The sequence below is a fragment of the Cellulophaga sp. BC115SP genome, from assembly GCF_009905545.1.
Taxonomy (GTDB): domain Bacteria; phylum Bacteroidota; class Bacteroidia; order Cytophagales; family Spirosomataceae; genus Flectobacillus; species Flectobacillus rivi.
Genome location: NZ_JAAALB010000038.1, coordinates 36,717 through 58,767, shown reverse-complemented (window position 1 = coordinate 58,767; position 22,051 = coordinate 36,717). Strand labels below are relative to the sequence as shown.

Genomic DNA, 22,051 nt, shown 5'->3' with positions numbered 1-22,051 from the left:
TCTTCGCTACAACTCCTTTCCCGTCGTTTGGGAGTGCAAAATTCCCACTTTATTCTCAACCTTCCAAATCTTTTTAATACTATTTTTTGAAGTTTTTTGTAAGTCGTTGATAACAAAACAAATAGATCTCAAACTTTTTTACTACTAAAAGTCAAAACATACAAACTATCAAACCCTTTGGTAAATAAATTCTATGAATAGTTATAAAAAGACCTTCAACTTTTGTTAGTTGAAGGTCTTTAACAATTATTATTTTTATTCGACAATCAAAAGATGGTTCTTTTTCCCTTTTCCTAGTAACAGATACTTGTTATTAAGAAGTGTAAAGTCAATTGGATGATTTGGATCTGGAACTTTTGATTTGTTTACGCTTAAAGCATTCCCTTGAATAGCGCGACGAGCTTCTCCTTTTGAAGCATATACCTCTCCATTAGTTACAGTTGATACTAAATCAGTAATATTAGTACAAGCTTCATAATCTCCACGTGCGATGATTGTTTGAGGCACTCCTGCAAATACAGAAAGAATATCCTGGTCACTCATTCCTTGTAAAGCATCGACAGTACCTTTTCCATAGAGGATTTCAGAAGCCTTTACTGCTATATTATATGCTTCCTCAGAGTGAACACGACAAGTCACGTCTTTTGCCAAAGCTTTTTGCATGATACGCAAGTGTGGTGCAGCAGCGTGTTCTTCTTCGATAGCAGTGATTTCCTCACGAGAAAGTAATGTAAATACTCTCAATAGACGGTGACTATCGGCATCGGCAGCATTTAACCAAAATTGGTAGAATTCGTAAGGACTTGTCATGCTTGCATCGAGCCAAACGTTTCCTGATTCTGATTTACCAAATTTGGTTCCGTCTGCTTTGGTCACAAGTGGAGTAGTTAAAGCAAAAGCTCTATTAAATTCTACTTCTTCAGAACCACCTTCTTTTCTACGAATGATTTCTGTACCTGTTGTAATGTTACCCCATTGGTCAGAACCACCCATTTGGAGACGAACACCATTATTTTTGTATAACCAATAGAAATCGTATCCTTGTAATAACTGGTAAGAGAACTCTGTAAATGAAATACCTGTTTCTAAACGTTTCTTTACGGAGTCTTTCGACATCATATAATTTACGCTAAGGTATTTTCCTGCTTCTCTTAAAAACTCAAGAAAAGAGAAATTCTTAAACCAATCATAGTTATTTACTAATTCGGCAGAGTTGTCGCCACAATCAAAATCTAAGAATTTAGATAATTGCTTGCGGATTCCCTCTTGGTTGAAACGCAAGGTTTCTTCAGATAGGAAAGAACGCTCAGCTGCTTTGAACGAAGGGTCGCCAATCATACCAGTTGCACCGCCTACCAAGGCAATCGGTTTGTGACCGCAAAGCTGGAAGTGCTTTAATAACATGATTGTAGCGAGATTACCAATATGTAAAGAAGATGCCGTTGGATCGAAACCGATATAAGCGGTTGTCATTTCTTTATTGAGTTGTTCTTCTGTTCCGGGCATCATGTCGTGGAGCATACCTCTCCAGCGCAATTCTTCAATGAAATTCTTATGCATTTTGTGCTTAATAATTATGAACAAATAGTTTGTTGACTATTTGTGTATCTATAGATTCCAAATTTCCCGCAAAGTTAGACTTTATCCGCAACAAATCCTCGAGATTATTCAACTGTATAAGATTATAAGAAAAGAATAGAGAATGTAGGATTTTATAGACTTTCATTATTGAATAAGTAAAAATGCTTAGGTGTGCACAAGCACTTATCACTAATTTGTATTACCACAAAATAAAAATCCTGCAATAGCAATCTAAAGTGTTGACTTTTACGTAATTGTATTGTAATATTTAATTACAAACACAAAATATCCCTAGCTGCTACTCGTTAATTTTCTGACATTTCACCGTAACTATTTGTAACACCTCCGATGCGCTCATCGTGCATCTGAAATAACCAGTTAATGCTATGAGAACACTTTATGTTATTGTTTTGGCCATTTTGGCTTCAGGTGTTTTGTATTCCTTTAAAAGAAGGACTAGTAATGATGACCAGTTTAGATCTTAACTCAGTATAAAAAAAGGCTTGAAAGTAATTTTCAAGCCTTTTTTAGTCTGTACACTCCATCATGAGTAAATCGCCTTTTGTGTAGGAAACTTTTACAAACCCGTCTTGGTCGGCTTCGTTACTTGAACCTGTTCGATAACCTAAAGTAAGTGCTTCGTCGAATAGGTTATATTTCAAACCTGATGTTTGAATACCATGCACCTCACCAATAGGAATCAGTGAAATAGGCGTGCCTTTGGTATACCACTTCTCAAACTGATAAGGTAACAGATAGATTTTGGAATAGTCATCAATCATGACAATTTTGAGCTGATCTCGAAATCTAACAATATTAGTAATATTGGTCATGGTATGATCGGCACGGCGACCAGTAGCCCAAACTACGTTAGCCGCTGGAAAGCCCCGAGAGATTAGATATTCGAAAGCTTTTTCTAAATCATGTTTTTCTTGGTCTGGCGTATGGACAATTTCAATGGGATACTGAGCTGAACGAATAGCATCAATATCAAGCTCGCGGTCAAAATCCCCAAGTAATACATCCACTTTTATGCCTAATTCAAGAACTCGATGAATAGCTGAATCTAGCACAACAATAAGTGGTGACCATTCTAAAAGCTGTCCAAGTAACTCTTGACTACAAGCTTCGCCGTTTGCAATGATTAAGGCTGGTTCTTGTTCGTCGCGTATAATATGATGAGATGACATAAATTCGAATGCGGATTTCGGATGTATAATTAAAACGCTTTAGGTTGTAAGCCGTAGGCGTTAGGCTTAAATGTTTTCATTTTGTCGTGAGGAATTACTATAGACTATTTCCTCTTGATAGCCTCCTCGTATTCTGCTGGAGTATTAATACTTTTTAGCATTTGTGGATCAGGCGCATTAATCAGCTTTATGGGCTGCTGCGATAATACTCGCATAGCAGATTTACGTCCTTGTTGATATGCTTGCAACAAGTCGGGATAAATACTTGGTTCGTAAATCGTAATGAGTGGTTCAGGAAAAAGCTCCTCTGGATTTTGAAAAGCTGTGGCTTTTTGAGATATATCTCTGGCTTCAATCAAAGATTGAATCGTTTCTTGATTGACAAAAGGCATGTCACAAGCTACCACCAGCCAAGCTTGTTTGGGCTCGTGCTGAAAAGCAGAAAGAATACCCACCAAAGGGCTATTTAATTCATGATACGCATCATATATATAAGGATAGTCACTATGCTGATTGGCATTTAGTGAAACAAATACTTTTTCACAATATAAACTCAGCAACTCAAATAGATATTCTTCTTGTGTTTTGCCATGATATTGAATCAATCGTTTTTCACGACCCATACGAGAACTTTGTCCCCCCGAAAGTATCAATCCATTCATTAGGCTTTATAGTCGCTTTTTCCTCCTGTTTTCGATAGGAGCTTAGTTTCTTTAATCACTAAATCATGTGAAAATGCTTTACACATATCATATACAGTCAAAGCGGCAATGGTTGCGCCCGTGAGTGCTTCCATTTCGACGCCCGTTTTGGCAGTTAATGAGCACGTACAATCAATGATTACCTCGTTGCCTTGTAATTCGATATTGAATTTACATGAATCCAACCCTAACGGATGACATAGTGGAATTAAATCTGAGGTCTTTTTGGCTCCCATTGTTCCAGCAATAATAGCTGTCTGAAAAACCGCCCCTTTTTTAGTTTGAATATCGCCATTGACAAATTGCGCCACAATTTCGGGCGTGAGTGCTATAATACTTCTGGCAGTTGCGGTACGTTTGGTAATAGTTTTGCCCGAAACATCTACCATAGAAGGATTATGCTGAGTATCTAAATGTGAAAAGTCTTTATTTTCGGATTGTTCTTGTGCCATTGCTCTATGTTTTTTACAAAAATACGGTACGCCTCCTCAAAAGGTAAGGTAAATTGTAGAAATTTGTCTTTTCAAGTTTTATCATAAAAAGAAAAAAAGCTAAAAACGTTCTCAAAGTTATGATAACATCACAAGAGGCTTACCAGATTATTCAACAATATACATTTCCTCAGCAAAACGAAAAAGTAGCGTTACTGAGTTCAAAAGGCAGAATATTAGCCGAAAGCATTACGGCTGACCGAGACTTCCCTCCTTTTAATCGGGTAGCGATGGACGGTATCGCTTTTGCTTTTGAAGGTATTAATCCAGCAGCAATCTTGGTAGAGCAAATTCAATTTGCTGGTGAAACGCAAAAACAGCTTCAAGATACCCATGCTTGTATCGAAATTATGACAGGAGCCATTTTGCCTTCGGGTTGCGATACGGTAGTACGATATGAAGACGTGACCATAGAGGAAATCGAAGGAAAGAAAATAGCCAAAATCACCATTCCGTTTGAAGAAATCACTCTTGGACAAAATGTACACCGACAAGGTTCTGATAAAATCGCAGGACAAATCTTATTGGAAGCAGGTATCAGAATTAGTCCAGCCGAAATTGCCGTAATGGCGTCGGTCGGTAAGCAAGAAGTACAGGTAGTAGCATCGCCGAAAGTGGCGGTGATTTCGACGGGAGACGAATTAGTGGATATTGCTGTAAAGCCAGAAAGTCATCAAATTCGTATGTCAAACTCCTATATGTTAGCGGCAGCGCTACAAACTTGGAATATCGAAGCTCAATTATTCCATTTGACTGATGACCCTGAAGTATTAACGGAAAAGCTTACTCAAATTTTAGAAGAGCATGATATCATTTTGCTAAGTGGTGGTGTTTCGGCAGGAAAGAAAGATTATGTTCCTGAGATTTTAGCTCAATTAGGTGTAAAAAAATGTTTTCATAAAGTAGCCCAGAAACCAGGGAAACCATTTTGGTTTGGCACAAAAGATGTAGAAAATAACGAAGGTAAAAAATTAGTTTTTGCCCTTCCTGGCAATCCTGTATCTACCTTCTTATGTTTTTGTAAATATGCTTTACCTGTGATTGCACAGCAAAAGCCCAAAGTAGAACAAGTGAGTTTGGCTAAAGAAGTGTTTTTCAAACCTAATCTTACCTATTTTGCGCCTGCGCAGGTATATTTTGATAATGGAAAAATGTTGGCCATTCCGTTTGAAGGCAGTGGTTCGGCAGATTTTGCTAACTTGACCAACTGTGATGGTTTTGTAGAACTCCCGTCTGAAAAAACTCATTTTGAGATAGGAGAAATAGTTAATTTCGTCCGATTTCGTTAATTTGAATTTTTCTTATAAGAGCAATAGGCTACTGCGCTTATTGCTCTTGTAGTTTTTGATATAACTTACTTCATTCAACCCAATTTTTTGATTATGAAACTGGTACTTCACACTTTCCAATTACCCCTAAAACACACATTTACGATTACTCACGAGTCGCGAGATATACAACCAACTTTGATTGTCGAACTACAAGATGGCGACTTTAGAGGTTTTGGAGAAGCAACAGAAACGCCATATTACGGCGTGACTATGGAAAAAATGACAGCTCAATTGGAGTCCGTGAGAGACTTTGTAGAAAGCTATGATTTACAAGATCCCAAACAATTTTGGGAAGATGTATTTCCTTATTTAAAGGATGAGCATCCATTTGCTTTATGTGCTTTGGATATCGCAGCTAATGATCTTTGGGCTAAGAAAAAGGGATTACCCCTATACAAAGCTTGGGGACTAGACCCTAGCAATAATCCTATTACGGATTATACCATAGGAATTGACACGTTAGAGAAAATGGTGGAAAAAATGCAAGAGGTACCCTTTCCACTTTATAAAATCAAATTAGGCACTAAGGAGGATATCAAGATTGTACAAGAGTTGCGCAAGTATACCGACGCTGTCTTCAGAGTAGATGCCAATACCGCTTGGAGTGTTGAAGAAACAATACAAAATGCTATTGCCTTGAAAGAATTAGGTGTTGAGTTTATCGAGCAACCAATGAAAGCTGATAACTGGGAAGGGATGAAAAAGGTATTTGCCGAATCAGTACTTCCGATTATTGCTGACGAAAGTTGTATTGTAGAAGAAGATGTGGCAAGATGTTATGGTTTTTTTCACGGTATCAATGTTAAGTTAATGAAATGTGGCGGTCTCACTCCTGCCCTACGCATGATTGCTCATGCCAAAAAGTTGGGTTTGAAAGTGATGGTAGGCTGTATGACCGAATCGAATGTAGGTTGTTCGGCAATTGCGCAACTCTTACCATTATTGGATTATGTTGATATGGACGGTATTTTGTTGGTCGATGATCAAATTTCTACTGGAGTTATCATCGATTATGGTAAAGTGATTTATGCCGATGAAAATGGAACTGGCGCCAATCTAAAATGATTTTAGCTGCATTAAGCTTTAGGGCCTTAGGCGATAGGCTAGTTAGAACTGTACAAAGGATTCCAAACTATTGCAGATTTGGGATTTCTGATTTCGGAAATAAAGTATAATACCGCTATTTTTCACAAAATAAAGAAGTTTACACTTCCAACATCCGATATCCGATATCCGATATCCGAAAGAAAGGGTTTTGTACACTCCTACGTTACTGTTCCAATTACCTTTTATAAAATTGACTTGTAAACACTCTCTTAATTACGTTTTATCCAAAGTAAAGTCATGATTTTTTATTCATCCAAAATACCTAACAATACACTCCAAACTATAGACCAAGATTACTATTGGTTTAGTGGTACGGCGTATTTGGGTATTGCTCAGCATCCTACTTTCAAACGAAATCTGATTGAATCTTTGGTTCAGTGGGGAAGTTCGTGGGGAAGTTCTAGAAACAACAATGTTCGCCTTTCTATCTATGAAGAGGCCGAGCAAGCTTTAGCTCAGTTTTTTGGAGCTCCTGCTGCTTTGACTGTCGCTTCGGGTATGTCGGCAGGACAAGTGACGGTATCATATTATCAAAGTTTGGAATATCATATTGAAATAGCGCCCAAAACACACCCTGCCCTTTGGCCTCATCATAAGCATTTGCCGATTGATTCTTACGAGGAATGGGCTAGTACGATTTCAGAGAATATTTCGAAAAATCTTGCTGAAAAAATTGTGATTTGTTCCGACTCGGTGGGTTCACCCTATGTTGAGGACTTTGATTTTAGTTGGATCAAAACTTTACCCAAAAACAAAGAAATAGTAGTAGTAATAGATGCTTCACATAGCTTGGGGATTCAACATATTGCGGACTTTTTAGGTTTTGAGCCTGACTTTAACGACAATATCCATTTGATTGTGACAGGTTCGCTCAACAAAGCTATGGGTATGACTGGTGGTGTGATTTTGGGTAAACCCGAAATTATCAATCACCTCCGCCACACACCTATGTTTGCTGGGGCTTCCCCAATGATGCCTGCCCTATTAGATGCTTTTATGCTTAGTACAGGTTTATATTATGAGCAAAAAGAAAAGCTTACTCATAACATCCAGTATTTTACAGAAAATCTTGAAGTAGATTATTTGGATACAATCAAAAATTACCCTGCATTTTGTACTCACCGAGAAGGATTACATGATTTTTTGAAGAACCATGGAGTCATGACATCCTGCTTTCCCTATCCTACGGTGCATGACCAACCTGTGAGTCGTTTGGTAATTAGTGCGATGCACAATGAAGACGAGCTTTTATATTTAGCCCAGTTGTGCAACCAATTTGCTAAAATATCAGGATAAGGATTTCAAAAGAAAACTGTATTATCGGGAAAAATTATAAAACCATAATTGGTGGTGTACAAAAGATTAAAGATTGCGGCTATTGGCAAATGAATTAAGCTTACTCTTTTGTACACTTCAAAAACCATAACTAATTATTGCTTGCACTCTCAATTGATATTTGAACCATTTGAACAGATGAAAAGAACACTTATACAATTCTTGACAATACTGGCAATGTCAACACAGCTTTATGCTCAAAAAATAGATTTTCAGTTGTTACCTGAGTTGATGAAATCTCAACCAGAAAAATTTCAATTTATTCTTGATAATGCTGATAGACTTAGGGTTCAAATTGTCTATACCCAAATAGATAGAGATGTATTAAATCGCCCGAGCTTCACGACTTATGGCTTTAGACTCAATCCTCAAGAGTACTTTTACCCAGCAAGTACCGTAAAATTGCCTGCTTGTGTACTAGCCCTGCAAAAAATAAACCAGCTTAATAAAAAAGGATTAACCAAAGATACCCCCATGTTTACGGGTGCAGAATACGAACGTCATACCCCTGTGACGGGCGATAGTACTTCTGCCAATGGAATGGCGTCGGTATCGCATTATGCCAAAAAAATCTTGATGGTATCGGATAATGATGCCTTTAATCGTCTGTATGAATTTATGGGTCAGGAAGGTTTGAATGATGGTTTACGAGCAAAAGGGTTGAAAGATACACGCATAGTGCATCGTTTGGAAGTAGGCATGAGTGTGGAGCAAAACAAAAGAACAAACCCCATTAGCTTTAAAGAAAATACTCAGGTGGTGTATGAGCAACCGATGATTACGGCTACCAAAGAATACTTCCCTGTAGAACCTATCAAAATGGGCAAAGGATATATCAAAGGAGATGCTACCATCTATGAGCCATTTGAGTTTACGCAAAAGAATTTTTTCCCATTAATCGAACAACAACAATTGTTGCGTGCGATTATTTTCCCCAATGCTGTTCCCAAAGAACAACGCTTTGATTTGACGACTGAAGACTATCAGTTTTTGCACAAATATATGTCCCAAATGCCTACAGAAAGCAAATACCCCGCGTACAGTCTTCCTGACTATTGGCCAGCATACTGTAAGTTTTTGATGTATGGAGGACAAAAAGATGCTGTGATCAATCCCAATATTCGCATTTTCAACAAAGTGGGTGATGCTTATGGCTTTTTGTTGGATAATGCCTATATCGTCGATTTTGAAAAAGGAATCGAGTTTATGTTGTCGGCAGTGATTTTGTGCAACGAGGATCAAATTTTTAATGACAGCAAATACGACTATGATACTATTGGCTTTCCTTTTATGAAAAATTTAGGTGAGTTGGTGTATCAATATGAAGCAAATAGACCTAAAAAACATCTTCCTAACTTGAGCAAGTTTAAGTTTCAATACGATAAATAAAACCACTGCTCGGCATAGTTTTTGCGGGTTGAAGAGGGCGTCTTAAACCCCAATTTTTAATATGAAGCTAATTTTAATACTATTTTCATGGGTTGTGCTTATTGGCTCAACGTGGTTGAACCCAGGAAAAAATAATAACGCAAAACGCACTAAGGCAGATTCTTCCGTAACACAAGTCATCGATCAATTTAGTCATCGCTTTGCCCCTGATAAAAGAACGGCTATTTTTCAAATAGATGCCTATCGTCAGAAAAATCAATTAATTTTGATAGGAAAGACCAATCTTATCGGAGCCAAAAGCTTTTTATTGGAAAGACTAAAAAATGAAAAACTCGAAATCGTTGATCAAATCCGTACGCTTCCTGCTATAGAGCTAGGTGAGAAAGTATGGGGTTTGGTAGAAGTTTCAGTTTGTAATTTACGTTATAGTCCTCGTCATTCAGGAGAAATGGCTTCGCAGGCTCTTATGGGTACGCCCGTGCGTATTTTGGATAGAGAAGATAATGGCTGGTTGTTGATCCAAACCCCCGATCACTACATCGCTTGGGTAGACCGTGGAGCAATTACTGCCATTACCACAGAGCAATTAAATACTTGGAAAGCAAAAAGCAAGGTAATTTATACCAACTCATTTGGTACGGTTTATAGTGAATCTAATAATAGCTCCATGCCTGTTTCAGACATTGTTGCAGGTTGTGTGATGGAATTAAAAGCTGAAAAAAATGGCTACTACGAAGTAATTTTGCCAGATAATCGTATAGGGTACGTATTCTCAAAGGAAGCTGAATTGGTGAAAAATTGGGTAAATAATACCACCGCCACAGAAGATGCCTTAGTGAATACCTCTAAGCGTTTGATGGGAGTGCCATATCTATGGGGAGGAACTTCATTTAAAGGTGTTGATTGTAGTGGTTTTACTAAAACGGTTTATTTCTTGAATGGTATTTTATTGCCACGTGATGCTTCGCAGCAAGTAATGGTAGGAGAAACGATTGATAAATCTGGGGTTTGGAGCAATTTGAAAGAAGGAGATTTATTATTCTTTGGGGAAAAAAGAGAAGATGGTTCCGAACGCGTAGTGCACGTAGGTATGTGGATTGGTAATAATCAGTTTATCCATGCTTCTGACAAAGTTCGCATTGGGAGTGTCAGTGCATCAGCACCCAGCTTCGACGAATACAATGTCAAAAGATATTTGAGAGCTAAGCGTATTCTGAAGACTGGCAGTGTCGTAAAACTCAAAACAGATAGCGTTTATCCACAGTAACTTTAGTGAGTGGTGATTTAGTAAATGAGTGATTAGTATTCAACCTATATTTCACCTGTAGAGACGCAGTTTCTCTCGTCTAAAAAGAGATATTCAGCATTTTATATATCAAAAAAGCGGTCGAAAATAATTTTCGACCGCTTTTTTGATACGTATTTGGATATTGATGCTCCTTCTAAGTTGTAGAACGGTACTTGATTAATTACCTCCAAATGCTCCTTTAATTTTTGACCACAAGCCCGAAGCAGCTTCTTTTGCTTCTTCAACTTTTTCAGCGGCTGCTTCTTGGAGGTCTTCTAGCTTTTCTTCAGCTTGAGCTTTTAGCTCTTCTGCTTTTTCGCCTAAGTCGCCACCAATTAATTCTTCGATTTTATCTTCGACAGCATCAATTTTTTCTGAAACTACTGCTGATACTTCTTCAATTTTATCATCTGCGGCATCTGCAAGTTCCTCCAATTTTGCACCTGCTTCAGCTGCTAACTCTTCAGCTTTTGCTTTTACATCTACTCCTGTAGCTTCTTTAATTTTCTCACCTGCAGTTGCAGCTAAGTCTTCAATTTTGTCTACAGCTGCATCTTTCAATTCTTCAATTTGTCCTTTTGGAGTAGGTTCAGTTTGATTATTTTCCATGAGTGATTTGTGTTTGGGTGATAAGTTGAAGTTATTTTTAACCAATTTACAATTTATCTATTGATAAATCAAGCACTTATGTTACGCAAAAATCAAATAAATGTCACAAAAAAGTAAACAGGTCTGAAGAGGGAACAGGCATAAAGGCACAGAGGGACAAAGTGAAATTATTCAAACTCTCCACTTTGTCCCTCTGTGCCTTTGCTACTTTGTGCCTTTTCTCCTAAACAGACTTCTTATTCTTAAACGAATACCAAAGTACTCCTAATCCAAACAAAATAGCTGGAATACTTAGCCATTGTCCCATATTAAGACTCATACCATCTTCGAAGCTTACTTGGTTTTCTTTGATAAATTCATAGAAGAAACGAAGAATGAACAAGACTACCATGAATACCCCTGTCATTAAACCTTCTTGTGTTTTTTCTTTTTTCTTGTTCCAAATCATAAAAAGAATCACAAATAAGACAATACAAGAAAGAGCTTCATATAATTGTGCTGGGTGACGAGGCACTACCGCAAAATAGTCGTGATTGAGCGATGGATCATTATAAAATTTGAATGCCCAAGGTACATCCGTCTCCTTTCCAACAATCTCAGAATTCATCAAATTACCAATACGAATACAAGCTCCGCCCAAGGCAACTGTAGGTACAACACGGTCGGTTACGTACAAATAGCTAATATCTTTGTGCTTGCGAACATACAAATAGAAGGCTAAAAATAGGCCTATAGCAGCCCCATGACTAGCCAAACCTGCATAAGGTGGACGAATCATTGACCAGAAGAAATGACCGGGGTTACTCAATAAAGTTGGATATTCATAAAAGAAATAATGTCCCATTCGAGCGCCGAGCACAGTGGCAATCATAGCATAGAGCAAAAGCTCATCGGCTTGTTCGAGTGGACGACCTTCTTTTTTGAAAAAATATGAAATAACTTGATAGCCTAACAAAAAAGCTGTGGCAAACATTACCCCATACCAACGCACAGGTAAGCCACCTATTAAAGGTAAAGATTCGGGAAATGTGAAAATATCAGAACTTGTGAACCAATCTATATATGCTAACATTCGGTTTATTGGATTATTGTTTAAATGGAATTCGTTGTGTATCTGAAACCCAAATTTAAAACTTTTCTAAGAATAAGCTAAGCGTGCTCAGTTAAGAATGATGACTTTTGATTTTAAAAATCATAGGGTATCCGCTCAACTCGCAAATTTTCGCTTTTCTATTTGAGCTAAATACTCAGGAATGCCTCTATGCCACCTGTAAGATTACGCACCCCTTCGAAGCCTCTTTTTCTGAGGATTGTAGCTGCAACTTTACTTTGAAGTCCTGTATAACAAATGATGACAAACTCTTTATTTTTCAAGAAATCTACTTCATCAAGTTTTTCTAGTAATTCATCAAAGGGTAAATGTAATCCTCCCAAATCAAAATCTTGAACCTCTGCTTCAGTACGAATATCTACGATTTGAAGCTCCTTAAGTCGATTTTTAAACTCCTCTGCTGAGATATCAATCATGATAGTTTCTAGGGCTTGGGGCGGTCAACTATTGGTATTCGGGTAAAAAGAAGAATCTCTTCAACATTCAAGAAGCCCGTCCACTCAGTAGCCTAATTAATATTATTTTATTTCAACAAAATCAAAATGGTTCAGACCTTCGTCCGAACCATTTTGATTTCATGTCTTTCAAGAATCTAGTCTAAATCGTTGTAAGCCAAAATTCCGCCTAGCACGTTTCTAACATTAGTAAATCCTTGTGACTCTAAAAATGCTTTTGCACGTGCTGAGCGAGCACCTGAACGACAATGAACCACTACTTCTTGTCCTTTCCAGCCATCAATTTCTTCTAAACGGTCTGGCAATTCGCCTAGTGGAATCAACAATGCACCCAAGTTATCTTCTTCGTATTCGTATTCTTCTCTTACATCAAGAAAGTTGAATTCTTCGCCAGCATCTAGGCGTTGTTTTAATTCTTCTACTGTAATATCCATGTTTTATTCTGTTTACTTCGTTGAGGTCACAATTTAACGAACGATACTGATTTTGCGAACAAATGTATTACGTTCGTCTGAGAGTAACAATAAATATATGCCTGAATTAAGATTTTCGACTGAAACTCTACTTTCGAAAACTCTTTGTTTCAATATACTTTGACCCTGAAAATCGACAAGCTCGACACTGCGTAAAGTTGGATCATTCCATGAAACATAATCCTTTGCAGGATTAGGGAATACCACTAATTGTTGGTCTTGAATATCTTTTTCTGTTCCTAAAATTACTTCTTTGACAGTTCCCCCCATAATAGGTCGCATCATCAAAGCACCATTAGCAGCTTTAAAATCAGCATTATTGGTTTGAGTGGCAAGATTTACCCATTGCGTACCCAAATTATAAAAGTATTTTGAAGAAAACTGTGAAGAGTTTTTATCCAAACCAATAATCAAAGGTTCGCCATCAGTAAATTGTAAAACACCAATATAGAAAGTATCTTTTACCGCAACAGGGTCAAAAGTGTATTCGATAAAACCATTCACCACTTTGCTATACGACACCTTACTATATAATGAACGAATCACATTCCCTGGCTTTCCTTTGTCATTTTCCATGATCTGAATCGTAATGGCATTACCTTCAAGATTGGTCAACATGGGTAATAGATTAATGCGAACTCCCGAAACTACATCATTGGAATTATTGGTAAACTGCGCGGCAATTCGCCCAAAGCCTTTTCCTAAATATGCACCAGCCTCCGCTGTTCCGTCGTCATAAGCATAATAGTCCGAAAACTCCGTTGTTATGCGAATGGTATCGTTTTGTTTTCTATTGATAATAACACCTTCGTCGGTAGTTTTTAGCGCAAATGTGCTTTGTAAACTGTATTTGTCATTACTCAGTTGACTTAAGGTTGTAGCTAGTTTCTGTGCAATTTTCACACTGGATAAACCCGCTGGATTGGGGCTAATCACCACATTGGTCTGAGTAGTTTTTTGTAGTGTTGTATTAGTCAGTAAATCTTTTACGGTAAAATCATAATCAAAAAAGTTATTGACCGCCGTTTGGTTCAAATACACGACATCTGTACTCAAGGAATCATTGAGTTCCTGTGTTGGACGACGCATAAACTGCCTAACAGGCATAGCTCTATATCGTTTGAGCAACGATGGCATATTTCGTCTTACCGCCAAATCTGCATAGTATTTATCGTTTTGATTACGCTTGGTATTCAAATAAACATAGTCAATATTCCAAATATCAAACTGTCCAGATTGACGACCGAAACTCTGAAATCTAAACTGAAATTGGTTATGAAAATACAAATTGCGTGCTCGAATAGGAATCAGTACTTGTTGAAAATTTGCTACTTCCTGATCACCTTTCATCACCCAAACCGTTTGCCAAATACCGCCATTCGTTAAAAACTGTACCCGCAAAGAATCATTCGTATTAGGCTTGTCGCCCAAAGAGCTATTTTGCCAGAAGAAACTCAAATATAGAGAATCGGCAGGCAAATAATTGGACAAATCCAATACTTGAGAAGTCAAGGTATCGGTAGGTCCTTCAGCCAAACTATTAACAAAATTGTAGGGATTACCATCAGCTTTGAGTCCATCAAAAGTAAGCATATTGATGGTAGGATGATTCGTCGCATAATCATTGTTGACCAACGTACCTCCCGAACTCAACCAATTATTGGTATTGAGTTTGAGTCCATACGAAAAATCGTCAAAGAATGGGAGCTTGGCTGCGTTGGTCGCAGCTACTCTTGCCGCACTAGGTGTTACATGAGTGCCTAGAGAAATAGTTTGTAGTTGAGCCAAAGTACGGAATTGAGCAATAAAAAAGAGTGGTAAAAAAATTAACCACCCTTTTTTACCCTTTCCGCAGAAAGGCTTCTTAGAACCTATAAAAGTGTAAGAAGAAATGTTTTTCATTTGAACTTTATTAAATACCCATTGGTAGGTTTATTCTCCAGACGGAGGATTACCCGCTACCCAAAGGTCAATCATTTCGCCAGCTTTAATTTTGCCATCTTCGCAAGCAGGATTCTGACGAATCACTGTGCCTGCTGGTTCGGTAGAATCTGGATCATAGATAACGGTTCCTTTTTGTAAACCAGAACCAGAAATTATGATAATAGCTTCATCGAGCGGTTTGCCTATTAAACAAGGGATTTCTAACTCGACATTACCTGTGCCATTGCCCACGATGAGTGTAACCTTCGAACCTTTTGCAATTAACGTTCCAGCGTCGATTTTCGTACCTTGATATTTTACTTCGAGTACCTCATTTTCACGAATATCGTTTTGGTATTCAAGTGAAGGTTTGAGCAAACCCGCAATCAACAACTGTTGTTCGGCACTTCGTACTGACATTTCGGTCAGTTTTGGAAGCTTAATCATTGGAGCCGTTTCGGTATTGATTGTCAAATAAATTTTTCGTCCTTGTTTTACCTTAGAGTTTTCGAGCGGATACTGAGAAAGTACCGTAAGCGGTTTTTTACCAGGTGTAAAAGTACTATCGGTCACTTCGTAGTCCAAGTTTCTTTCGTCCAATAAATCTTCGGCCTCCTCCATTGTCAAGCCTTTCAAGCTAGGCACAGTAATAGTTTCGCCGTGATTGGTACTCCAAGGAAGGTAAATAAAGAAAAATCCAAAAAATAAGACCATTAATAGGCATACAATAATGGCTGCGTGAGTATAGACGTCTTTTTTAGAATTAGTTGGAATTTTGATCATTTCGGTCTTCGTTATGGTATTTGGTGCAATTTACAAGATAAGTTTGTTTTTGGAAAATGCCTTTCACAAAATGCACCATTGGGTTGGGATATTTGAATGTAAGATGTTGAGAAAAGGTTATAAAAACAAGTCCTTCTCAAATTGTAGCTTTTACGGCTCAATACCTCACAGGGTTTACATAACGAAATAATCTTGCGATGTGATATTGAGTTAGGATAGGCTTTTATAAAAAATATTTAATCAAGCCCGAGCATTGACTAATCGATTTATTTTCAATACCTTCAAATGAGTAAGAAAAGTTATTAGTTAAGAGTATATCCGTAACTAGAATGCACTCATAAACTGATTACCTATTGCTTAATAAACTACAACAAAACATTTTACACCATGAAATTCAAATTCCCAACTGCCCTATTATGGTTCGTAATCGCTTTCATCATAGCATCACGCTCCGATACTACTTTTTCATTCCAAAAGCTTTCACCGTTCACGAGCTTATCTAAAACACTTTGGTTTATAGGAGGATTTATGACTGGGATACTAACGGTATATCTTTTTCGAGAGACTGATAGAAAGTAATACGTTAATCGTATATCTGTTAGCTAAGGAAACTTTATAGACACAATTTGCACCTTCAACTATTCACTAAATGAAAGCAAATCGAAGAAAAATTATGATATTAATAGAAGTCCTATCAATGGCAGTTGGTGGAATAGCTATTTTTTATGCACTGTTTTTTGCATAGAATAACAGAGGATAAAAAAGGTTCTAAGAATACTTCCCTAATTCGAGACTTAGTCTCGGACTGAATGTTGCTTCTGTTTATAAACTGTTAAAAAATAAGTCCAAGACTGAGTCTTGAACTAGGAATTTATCAAAACATGAACAATAAATATCAATTCTACAAAGCAGCAAGCTTGACCATTAGTATTCTAATGGCTATTTTATTTTTTTTCAAAATCTACGAGCTTGAGATTTATGTTATTTTATTCGGTTTGGTTTGCTACCTTACTGGTAAAAGTAAACTTCGAGATACTGAGGAATTAAAATAAATAAAAAGGCACAAAGAAGCTAAATCCTCTTTGTGCCTTTATTTATTACTCTTTATTTATTCAATATCTTCATGGCATCTTTACCCAAAACCTGTACAGCAATACTGTCGCTCAACATTAACTGATTCGGTTGAACTTTCGTGTCTTTTATTCTTAGTTCACTATTTCTTCCCCCATTTATTGCTAAACGATCAGCTTTTATATGGTCCAAATTCACGATTAAGGACTGAGAAGAATACAAATCTAAATTGCTTGTTTCGATACCTTTTAATTCAAGTGTCGTACTAGAAATTTGTGATTTTATCCACAAGCTATCTACTTTAAACGTATTGTTTATATTAATTTGGATAGCTTCTCCACTTGTCACATTGATACCTAAAACTCTTGGCAACTGTAATTGCATATAATCTACGGATTCGTTGAGTTCTAGCACTAGGGTATCACCAACATATTTTTGAGTAACACCTTCCTGAGCACTTAACAAAGCATACTCAGGATTTTGGGCAATATCCACATTTACATACCTTGCAGCTTTTGCGCTAAATGTCAGATATTTGAATGGCTTTAGGACTAATTTTGTATTCTTGTGAGTTTCCTTGTACTCAACTAATTTGCCTTTTAAAGTAATATTAAAACTTAATAACCCTATGATGACCAAGGCTGCCATTGTCACAAGGAGTTTGTTGGATGTCTTCATGGATTAATAATTTTCGGTTTTAAAAGCTTCAAATCTATTTTGTAATTCAGAAAAGTCGATTCCCAATAAGTGAATGGCTTTGAAGAACTGAGGTAATTCATTTTGTAAAAACTCTTCACGTCGAAACTCCGTCACTTTATCGTGTGCATCTGTTGATACAAAAAAACCCATGCCTCTTTTGGTAAAAATGATACCTTTTTGTTCTAAAAAATCATACGTTCTCATAACTGTATTGGGATTAACTTCTAATTGAACGGCAAGTTCTCTGACAGAAGGAACTTTATCTTCTGATGCCCATTGTTTGAGCAGTATTCTCTCACAAATTAGCTCTGCTATTTGTAGATATATGGCTTGGTTTTCTCTAAATTCCATGATGTTAAACCTCCTTTTCCTTTAACTTTAAATATGCAATCAACAACCAAAATAGAGGTAGAATGAAGCGAAGCAAAACGATACCTACAGTGATATACTCTGTTAAAAGCGAGTCGTTTTCGGTATTAAATGTGATATTATTATTCAAATCACCGATAATATAATGGAACATTAGATACTCCAACAAAGCAATGATAGCGATACTCGAAAACCCCAAAAAGGCCGTTTTGATTAACGATAATCGTTGGAAAAATAAAGTTCCCATAATCGTAAAAGTCCAGAAGTTCATTAGGAAAGTAACCCCATTGAAAAACATTGTATCCTGAACAGTAAAGTATGTTTCAAAAAGCTCTGAATATGGAATAATCGTCCTTTCCATAGGAGTATCTGGATAAGAAAACTTTATGATTTCGAATGCAGCATAATCAATCAATGAATGTGTTGATATAATGACAATCGGATAAACAATAAACACATAAAAAAGTCCACTCAAGAATTTTTCTAAATGCGATGCTGGAAGCAACAGATAACTCATCGTAGAAGGTGTATGAGAAAAATCTCTGAAAATATAGTTGGCAAACAATACTCCTAGCCCGAACATTCCGACAATCAAGCTTCCAAATCTGATGTCTCTATCCACAATAGCACCACCCGCATCACGTCCTAAATAATAAGCTGCAATACACAACAGCACCATTACAACATAGGTCATGCCAAACAGCTTTCGGTTTTCAACCCAAATGCGTTTGATTAACCACCCTAATCTTTGTATATCTAATGTTTGATTCATGTTTTCTATCTAAAAAGTTTTCCCAAGTTTAGTTAAATAATTGCTTGATTACCTGTGGCTTCTCTAAAGCTGCATTGAACAATAATTCCAAATCTACTTTGGTATATGACTCATCTTCGTTCGGAATCACGATACCAAATCCTCTGATAGAATGCTCTGAATAAAGGACTTTTTCATGATTAGTCACTTGCTGAACTGTTTTGAAAGAAAGCTTTTCTGCTATCACATCGGTACCTGCATTGAGCAAAACCTCTCGGTTATCCATGATAATAATCGGGTCAATCAAAGATTCAAGGTCACGTACTTGGTGCGTCGAAATCAGGATAACTCTTTCGTTGGTAATGGAAGAAGCAATGATTTTTCGAAACTGACTTTTCGACGGAATATCCAAGCCATTGGTAGGCTCGTCCATAATTAGCAAAGGCGTATTGGTCGCAAGCGCAAAACTTATCAAAGCCTTTTTCTTTTGTCCCAACGACAATTCGGTAAGTCGTGCTGTGCTATCCACCTCAAACTCTTTGAGATATTCGTTCAATTGATTTTGAGAAAAATTGGGATAAAACACCGCATACACCGACACAAATTCCTTCATGCTGATGGGTGGAATATGTAGTTCTTCTGGCAAGAAAAATAACTCCTGCAAAAACTTAGGTTGTCGCAAATGTGGTGTATGCCCATTGACTGTGCATTGCCCTGATGTAGGCGTAAGTAAACCAGCTATATTACGCAGAAGACTAGATTTTCCAGCGCCATTACGCCCAAGTAGCCCGTAGACATTGCCCGTTTGGAGTTCAAGATTCAGCCCTTCGAATACAGGCTTTTTCTTGCTATAACCAAATCCTAAATTATGTATCGAAACCATATTTTGAGTTTTGAGGTTGAAGTGAAGATTTCTTATTTATGAATATTATTTTGTTTTTTAATCAATTGCCAAACGTACACGCCTATCCACCACACCAATCCGCCAAATGCGAGTATCTGTGAAGCTCTCAAAGGCATAGTAATCGATACTGCTAGTAATATGGGCACCAAACCAATGAGATATAACAAATCTATTTGTATGTTTTTTCTGGTAATCCCACCCTTCGGAACAGCCTCCTCCTGATCGATGAGCAAGAATTTGAGTTTATCAAAATCCCATATCAAAAGGTAAATATTACAAGCCAAAAAGAAACTTACTACATAAGGTGTCCCTCTCCAATTCTGCGAAATAGTCACCATCAGAATATTCAGGAACATCGGAATAGCCATTACAGCTCCTAGGGTTGCAAATCGCTTGACCAGCAAACAAAAACCAATGATGATTTGACTAATCGCAATAAACTCGGCAAACAAACCCAATTGATGTTTGGCGAGCACTTCAATCAACCAAGGAGGACCAATGAGTTGGATAAAATTGCCATGTAACATTTTGGTAACCCCAGCACTTAGTAAGATAAAACCTAACCAAAATCGAATACACCCTACAATCCATCGCTGTGTCAGAATAAATTTAAACATAGTGTATTAGTTAAATAGTACACTACAAATATAGAACAATTAAAATTAAAAAGTCAAGTGTGAAATAAAGTCAAATGTAGAGCGGTCGAAAAGGTGGATGAATGGGGAGGAAAAACGAAGACTCTATTTTTTAAAGTAATATTGTTCATTATATTTACTTTATCGCAACCACATTTGATGATACCATGAGTACTACATCTAAAAAAAGACAATATCTTAGCAATAAGCTGAAGGGAGGAGCTAATAATGAAAAGGGCAATAGATTTGAAAATCACTTTGCCATTTTCAAAGTTACTGAATACCTAAACTCATATTCAGAATCGAAAGCGCAAGTAGTTTTTTCTTCCCAAGTTGAGGCATTTGTAGATGACTTGCTAATCATTTTAGAAGAAGACAACAAAGAATTTTATCAAATAAAGAATAGCAAATCGCTAAAATGGGAACATGGGAATAAGCAAAAAAGCTTATGCTATGACTTTTTAAATCAGAAGCGAATTGAAAAAGATCAATACTCCAAGTTTAAGTTATTTCTTATAGTTAGTTCTGAGTCTATACATTTGAATTTAACTCAATCTCTCCCCAAAAGCTTAAGTCAACACACTGAAGTTGTATTTTTTCCATATTCAGATAGTATTCATAATTTAGTTAGTCAGCACCTAGTTTTTAGAGAAGAGCTAAAAAAGCTAATTGCAGTTAATTCACCTCCAATCGACAAATTGGAAGCCTTGGCAACTGCCATTTTAGGAGTTTGGAACGCTTGTAATAAAAAAGATATATCGCTTGAAGATATATATTCTCACTTAGAAAAGATGTCACTATCATTTATCAGACCAAGAGAGATTTTTTATTTATCGCATGAAATACAATTGGTTTTAGATTTAATTCCTAATTTTAGCTACATTGTTCATAATAACTATTTAACATGGAAGTTTAAAAACACCGATACAGGTATCATTCCATTTCCAATCGGAACTCCTGATTTTAAAGAAATTGAGACTGAAATTTTGGTCCAAAAGCCTAGCAGTTTTGAAGCCTTAGAAACTATTATTGCATAAATCCCATGAGACGATATACAACTTTTGCCCAACAAGATGAAGAAATTCAGGCTAATCTTTCTCTATTAGCTGATAAGCAAACTCGTGCAGAGATTTATGCCAATGCTTTAAATATTTTAGGCAAAAAGCTTGCTGTACTTATTAATCCCAAAATTACCTCTTCTGAAAAGATAGTCCTCGCTTGTACTTCTGAAGATGCCGATTGGCTTGGAAAAGGAATACTACAATCTTTATGGAATACGAATATCAATTTGGCTGTATTTTGGAACCTACGGGCGAAAGTTGCCGATGATAAGGAACTAATAGTAGCTCCAATTGTGAAGTCTTATATCGAAGAAACTTCAAACTGTAAGACCTTAATAATTTGTAAGTCAATTATCTATACCTCATGCGTTGTGCGAACGAATTTGACGTTTCTTATCAATCAAATTAACCCTGATAAAATACTTATAGTTGCTCCAGTCATGTTCAAATCATCAGAGAGTTCTCTTAATCAAGAGTTTGAGTCTTCCATACGTAAAAAGTTCGAGTATATCTACTTTGCTATTGATGATGAAGTTTCTAACGAAGATGAAGTTATCCCTGGCATAGGTGGAAATATATACCAAAGACTAGGATTAGGGGACTCGCAGATTAAAAATAAATATATACCTCAGCTGGTAAAAGATAGAAGAAATGCTCTTTCAGTATAAGTATAAAGATAAGTCATCCCAAATTTAGTGATTGGTGATGAGTTCATGAGTGATTATTTTTAAGATAAATGGTAGTATTATCAAAGCGGTGTTCGAAATAAGTTTTTCGAACACCACTTTGATATT

The 22,051-nt window shown here is 36.9% G+C and carries 24 protein-coding genes; 9 read left to right on the top strand and 15 right to left on the bottom strand.

Annotation, left to right across the window (positions count from 1 at the left end; translation table 11 throughout):
- Window positions 1-255: 255 nt before the first annotated feature.
- The 4 genes from tyrS to moaC form a co-directional block, all read right to left on the bottom strand.
- A complete protein-coding gene (gene tyrS, locus GVN22_RS21090) occupies window positions 256-1,560 on the bottom strand; it encodes a tyrosine--tRNA ligase (protein WP_166552991.1) in 1,305 nt (434 codons plus the stop codon).
- 548 nt (window positions 1,561-2,108) lie between these two features.
- Window positions 2,109-2,771: a thiamine diphosphokinase gene (locus GVN22_RS21085; RefSeq protein WP_166552990.1), complete on the bottom strand. Its 663-nt coding sequence runs from the start codon at window positions 2,769-2,771 to the stop codon at window positions 2,109-2,111.
- 104 nt (window positions 2,772-2,875) lie between these two features.
- Entirely contained in the window at window positions 2,876-3,433 is a 558-nt protein-coding gene (locus GVN22_RS21080; RefSeq protein WP_166552989.1) for a molybdenum cofactor guanylyltransferase, read from the bottom strand.
- On the bottom strand, window positions 3,433-3,924 hold the full coding sequence (moaC, locus tag GVN22_RS21075) for a cyclic pyranopterin monophosphate synthase MoaC (RefSeq protein WP_166552988.1): 492 nt from the start codon (window positions 3,922-3,924) through the stop codon (window positions 3,433-3,435). The genes GVN22_RS21080 and moaC overlap by 1 nt, the downstream gene beginning before the upstream one ends.
- Window positions 3,925-4,043: 119 nt before the next feature.
- On the opposite strand from moaC, the gene GVN22_RS21070 reads away from it, so the two are divergent.
- The 5 genes from GVN22_RS21070 (at window position 4,044) to GVN22_RS21050 (ending at window position 10,392) form a co-directional block, all read left to right on the top strand.
- Window positions 4,044-5,252 (top strand): molybdopterin molybdotransferase MoeA, encoded by a 1,209-nt coding sequence (locus tag GVN22_RS21070; RefSeq protein WP_166552987.1) that lies wholly within the window; start codon window positions 4,044-4,046, stop codon window positions 5,250-5,252.
- A gap of 93 nt (window positions 5,253-5,345) precedes the next feature.
- The gene (locus GVN22_RS21065; RefSeq protein ID WP_166552986.1) at window positions 5,346-6,359 is read left to right on the top strand and encodes a dipeptide epimerase; all 1,014 of its coding nucleotides are present in this window, start codon (window positions 5,346-5,348) and stop codon (window positions 6,357-6,359) included.
- Window positions 6,360-6,638: 279 nt separating this feature from the next.
- Window positions 6,639-7,697, top strand: coding sequence for an aminotransferase class I/II-fold pyridoxal phosphate-dependent enzyme (locus GVN22_RS21060; protein ID WP_166552985.1), 1,059 nt, complete (start codon window positions 6,639-6,641; stop codon window positions 7,695-7,697).
- A 177-nt stretch (window positions 7,698-7,874) separates the two neighbouring features.
- Window positions 7,875-9,125 (top strand): serine hydrolase, encoded by a 1,251-nt coding sequence (locus GVN22_RS21055; protein ID WP_166552984.1) that lies wholly within the window; start codon window positions 7,875-7,877, stop codon window positions 9,123-9,125.
- Between the two features lie 61 nt (window positions 9,126-9,186).
- Window positions 9,187-10,392: a C40 family peptidase gene (locus tag GVN22_RS21050; protein WP_166552983.1), complete on the top strand. Its 1,206-nt coding sequence runs from the start codon at window positions 9,187-9,189 to the stop codon at window positions 10,390-10,392.
- A 198-nt stretch (window positions 10,393-10,590) separates the two neighbouring features.
- On the opposite strand, the gene GVN22_RS21045 is transcribed toward GVN22_RS21050, so the two are convergent.
- From GVN22_RS21045 to GVN22_RS21020, 6 genes are all read right to left on the bottom strand, one after another.
- Entirely contained in the window at window positions 10,591-11,022 is a 432-nt protein-coding gene (locus GVN22_RS21045; RefSeq protein ID WP_166552982.1) for a hypothetical protein, read from the bottom strand.
- Between the two features lie 223 nt (window positions 11,023-11,245).
- Complete coding sequence (lgt, locus tag GVN22_RS21040; RefSeq protein WP_166552981.1) at window positions 11,246-12,094, bottom strand: prolipoprotein diacylglyceryl transferase; 849 nt, start codon at window positions 12,092-12,094, stop codon at window positions 11,246-11,248.
- A gap of 167 nt (window positions 12,095-12,261) precedes the next feature.
- Window positions 12,262-12,549: a rhodanese-like domain-containing protein gene (locus GVN22_RS21035; protein WP_166552980.1), complete on the bottom strand. Its 288-nt coding sequence runs from the start codon at window positions 12,547-12,549 to the stop codon at window positions 12,262-12,264.
- Between the two features lie 176 nt (window positions 12,550-12,725).
- Window positions 12,726-13,022 (bottom strand): rhodanese-like domain-containing protein, encoded by a 297-nt coding sequence (locus GVN22_RS21030; RefSeq protein ID WP_166552979.1) that lies wholly within the window; start codon window positions 13,020-13,022, stop codon window positions 12,726-12,728.
- 33 nt (window positions 13,023-13,055) lie between these two features.
- Window positions 13,056-14,963: a T9SS type A sorting domain-containing protein gene (locus GVN22_RS21025; RefSeq protein WP_166552978.1), complete on the bottom strand. Its 1,908-nt coding sequence runs from the start codon at window positions 14,961-14,963 to the stop codon at window positions 13,056-13,058.
- Between the two features lie 30 nt (window positions 14,964-14,993).
- Window positions 14,994-15,767, bottom strand: coding sequence for a PASTA domain-containing protein (locus GVN22_RS21020; protein WP_095167050.1), 774 nt, complete (start codon window positions 15,765-15,767; stop codon window positions 14,994-14,996).
- Window positions 15,768-16,154: 387 nt separating this feature from the next.
- Here GVN22_RS21020 and GVN22_RS21015 point away from each other — a divergent pair, with 387 nt between their 5' ends.
- Window positions 16,155-16,346, top strand: coding sequence for a hypothetical protein (locus tag GVN22_RS21015; RefSeq protein ID WP_166552977.1), 192 nt, complete (start codon window positions 16,155-16,157; stop codon window positions 16,344-16,346).
- Window positions 16,347-16,648: 302 nt separating this feature from the next.
- A complete protein-coding gene (locus GVN22_RS21010) occupies window positions 16,649-16,819 on the top strand; it encodes a hypothetical protein (RefSeq protein ID WP_166552976.1) in 171 nt (56 codons plus the stop codon).
- 52 nt (window positions 16,820-16,871) lie between these two features.
- On the opposite strand, the gene GVN22_RS21005 is transcribed toward GVN22_RS21010, so the two are convergent.
- The 5 genes from GVN22_RS21005 to GVN22_RS20985 are packed head-to-tail and all read right to left on the bottom strand — an operon-like array spanning window position 16,872 to window position 20,178.
- Entirely contained in the window at window positions 16,872-17,516 is a 645-nt protein-coding gene (locus tag GVN22_RS21005; protein WP_166552975.1) for a hypothetical protein, read from the bottom strand.
- 3 nt (window positions 17,517-17,519) lie between these two features.
- The gene (locus GVN22_RS21000) at window positions 17,520-17,888 is read right to left on the bottom strand and encodes a GntR family transcriptional regulator (protein ID WP_095167038.1); all 369 of its coding nucleotides are present in this window, start codon (window positions 17,886-17,888) and stop codon (window positions 17,520-17,522) included.
- Between the two features lie 4 nt (window positions 17,889-17,892).
- A complete protein-coding gene (locus tag GVN22_RS20995; protein WP_166552974.1) occupies window positions 17,893-18,678 on the bottom strand; it encodes a hypothetical protein in 786 nt (261 codons plus the stop codon).
- Between the two features lie 28 nt (window positions 18,679-18,706).
- Window positions 18,707-19,540, bottom strand: coding sequence for an ATP-binding cassette domain-containing protein (locus GVN22_RS20990; protein ID WP_166552973.1), 834 nt, complete (start codon window positions 19,538-19,540; stop codon window positions 18,707-18,709).
- A gap of 32 nt (window positions 19,541-19,572) precedes the next feature.
- A complete protein-coding gene (locus GVN22_RS20985) occupies window positions 19,573-20,178 on the bottom strand; it encodes a hypothetical protein (protein WP_166552972.1) in 606 nt (201 codons plus the stop codon).
- A gap of 185 nt (window positions 20,179-20,363) precedes the next feature.
- On the opposite strand from GVN22_RS20985, the gene GVN22_RS20980 reads away from it, so the two are divergent.
- Together GVN22_RS20980 and GVN22_RS20975 are read left to right on the top strand one after the other, a co-directional pair.
- A complete protein-coding gene (locus GVN22_RS20980; protein WP_166552971.1) occupies window positions 20,364-21,233 on the top strand; it encodes a dsDNA nuclease domain-containing protein in 870 nt (289 codons plus the stop codon).
- Window positions 21,234-21,238: 5 nt separating this feature from the next.
- Window positions 21,239-21,925: a hypothetical protein gene (locus tag GVN22_RS20975; RefSeq protein WP_166552970.1), complete on the top strand. Its 687-nt coding sequence runs from the start codon at window positions 21,239-21,241 to the stop codon at window positions 21,923-21,925.
- The last annotated feature ends 126 nt before the right edge of the window (window positions 21,926-22,051 follow it).

What these genes read in the sequence shown, in the direction of transcription:
- tyrS (WP_166552991.1), bottom strand. Translation starts at nt 1,560, where the DNA reads ATGCATAAGAATTTCATTGAAGAATTGCGCTGGAGAGGTATGCTCCAC.
- GVN22_RS21085 (WP_166552990.1), bottom strand. Translation starts at nt 2,771, where the DNA reads ATGTCATCTCATCATATTATACGCGACGAACAAGAACCAGCCTTAATC.
- GVN22_RS21080 (WP_166552989.1), bottom strand. Translation starts at nt 3,433, where the DNA reads ATGAATGGATTGATACTTTCGGGGGGACAAAGTTCTCGTATGGGTCGT.
- moaC (WP_166552988.1), bottom strand. Translation starts at nt 3,924, where the DNA reads ATGGCACAAGAACAATCCGAAAATAAAGACTTTTCACATTTAGATACT.
- GVN22_RS21070 (WP_166552987.1), top strand. Translation starts at nt 4,044, where the DNA reads ATGATAACATCACAAGAGGCTTACCAGATTATTCAACAATATACATTT.
- GVN22_RS21065 (WP_166552986.1), top strand. Translation starts at nt 5,346, where the DNA reads ATGAAACTGGTACTTCACACTTTCCAATTACCCCTAAAACACACATTT.
- GVN22_RS21060 (WP_166552985.1), top strand. Translation starts at nt 6,639, where the DNA reads ATGATTTTTTATTCATCCAAAATACCTAACAATACACTCCAAACTATA.
- GVN22_RS21055 (WP_166552984.1), top strand. Translation starts at nt 7,875, where the DNA reads ATGAAAAGAACACTTATACAATTCTTGACAATACTGGCAATGTCAACA.
- GVN22_RS21050 (WP_166552983.1), top strand. Translation starts at nt 9,187, where the DNA reads ATGAAGCTAATTTTAATACTATTTTCATGGGTTGTGCTTATTGGCTCA.
- GVN22_RS21045 (WP_166552982.1), bottom strand. Translation starts at nt 11,022, where the DNA reads ATGGAAAATAATCAAACTGAACCTACTCCAAAAGGACAAATTGAAGAA.
- lgt (WP_166552981.1), bottom strand. Translation starts at nt 12,094, where the DNA reads ATGTTAGCATATATAGATTGGTTCACAAGTTCTGATATTTTCACATTT.
- GVN22_RS21035 (WP_166552980.1), bottom strand. Translation starts at nt 12,549, where the DNA reads ATGATTGATATCTCAGCAGAGGAGTTTAAAAATCGACTTAAGGAGCTT.
- GVN22_RS21030 (WP_166552979.1), bottom strand. Translation starts at nt 13,022, where the DNA reads ATGGATATTACAGTAGAAGAATTAAAACAACGCCTAGATGCTGGCGAA.
- GVN22_RS21025 (WP_166552978.1), bottom strand. Translation starts at nt 14,963, where the DNA reads ATGAAAAACATTTCTTCTTACACTTTTATAGGTTCTAAGAAGCCTTTC.
- GVN22_RS21020 (WP_095167050.1), bottom strand. Translation starts at nt 15,767, where the DNA reads ATGATCAAAATTCCAACTAATTCTAAAAAAGACGTCTATACTCACGCA.
- GVN22_RS21015 (WP_166552977.1), top strand. Translation starts at nt 16,155, where the DNA reads ATGAAATTCAAATTCCCAACTGCCCTATTATGGTTCGTAATCGCTTTC.
- GVN22_RS21010 (WP_166552976.1), top strand. Translation starts at nt 16,649, where the DNA reads ATGAACAATAAATATCAATTCTACAAAGCAGCAAGCTTGACCATTAGT.
- GVN22_RS21005 (WP_166552975.1), bottom strand. Translation starts at nt 17,516, where the DNA reads ATGAAGACATCCAACAAACTCCTTGTGACAATGGCAGCCTTGGTCATC.
- GVN22_RS21000 (WP_095167038.1), bottom strand. Translation starts at nt 17,888, where the DNA reads ATGGAATTTAGAGAAAACCAAGCCATATATCTACAAATAGCAGAGCTA.
- GVN22_RS20995 (WP_166552974.1), bottom strand. Translation starts at nt 18,678, where the DNA reads ATGAATCAAACATTAGATATACAAAGATTAGGGTGGTTAATCAAACGC.
- GVN22_RS20990 (WP_166552973.1), bottom strand. Translation starts at nt 19,540, where the DNA reads ATGGTTTCGATACATAATTTAGGATTTGGTTATAGCAAGAAAAAGCCT.
- GVN22_RS20985 (WP_166552972.1), bottom strand. Translation starts at nt 20,178, where the DNA reads ATGTTTAAATTTATTCTGACACAGCGATGGATTGTAGGGTGTATTCGA.
- GVN22_RS20980 (WP_166552971.1), top strand. Translation starts at nt 20,364, where the DNA reads ATGAGTACTACATCTAAAAAAAGACAATATCTTAGCAATAAGCTGAAG.
- GVN22_RS20975 (WP_166552970.1), top strand. Translation starts at nt 21,239, where the DNA reads ATGAGACGATATACAACTTTTGCCCAACAAGATGAAGAAATTCAGGCT.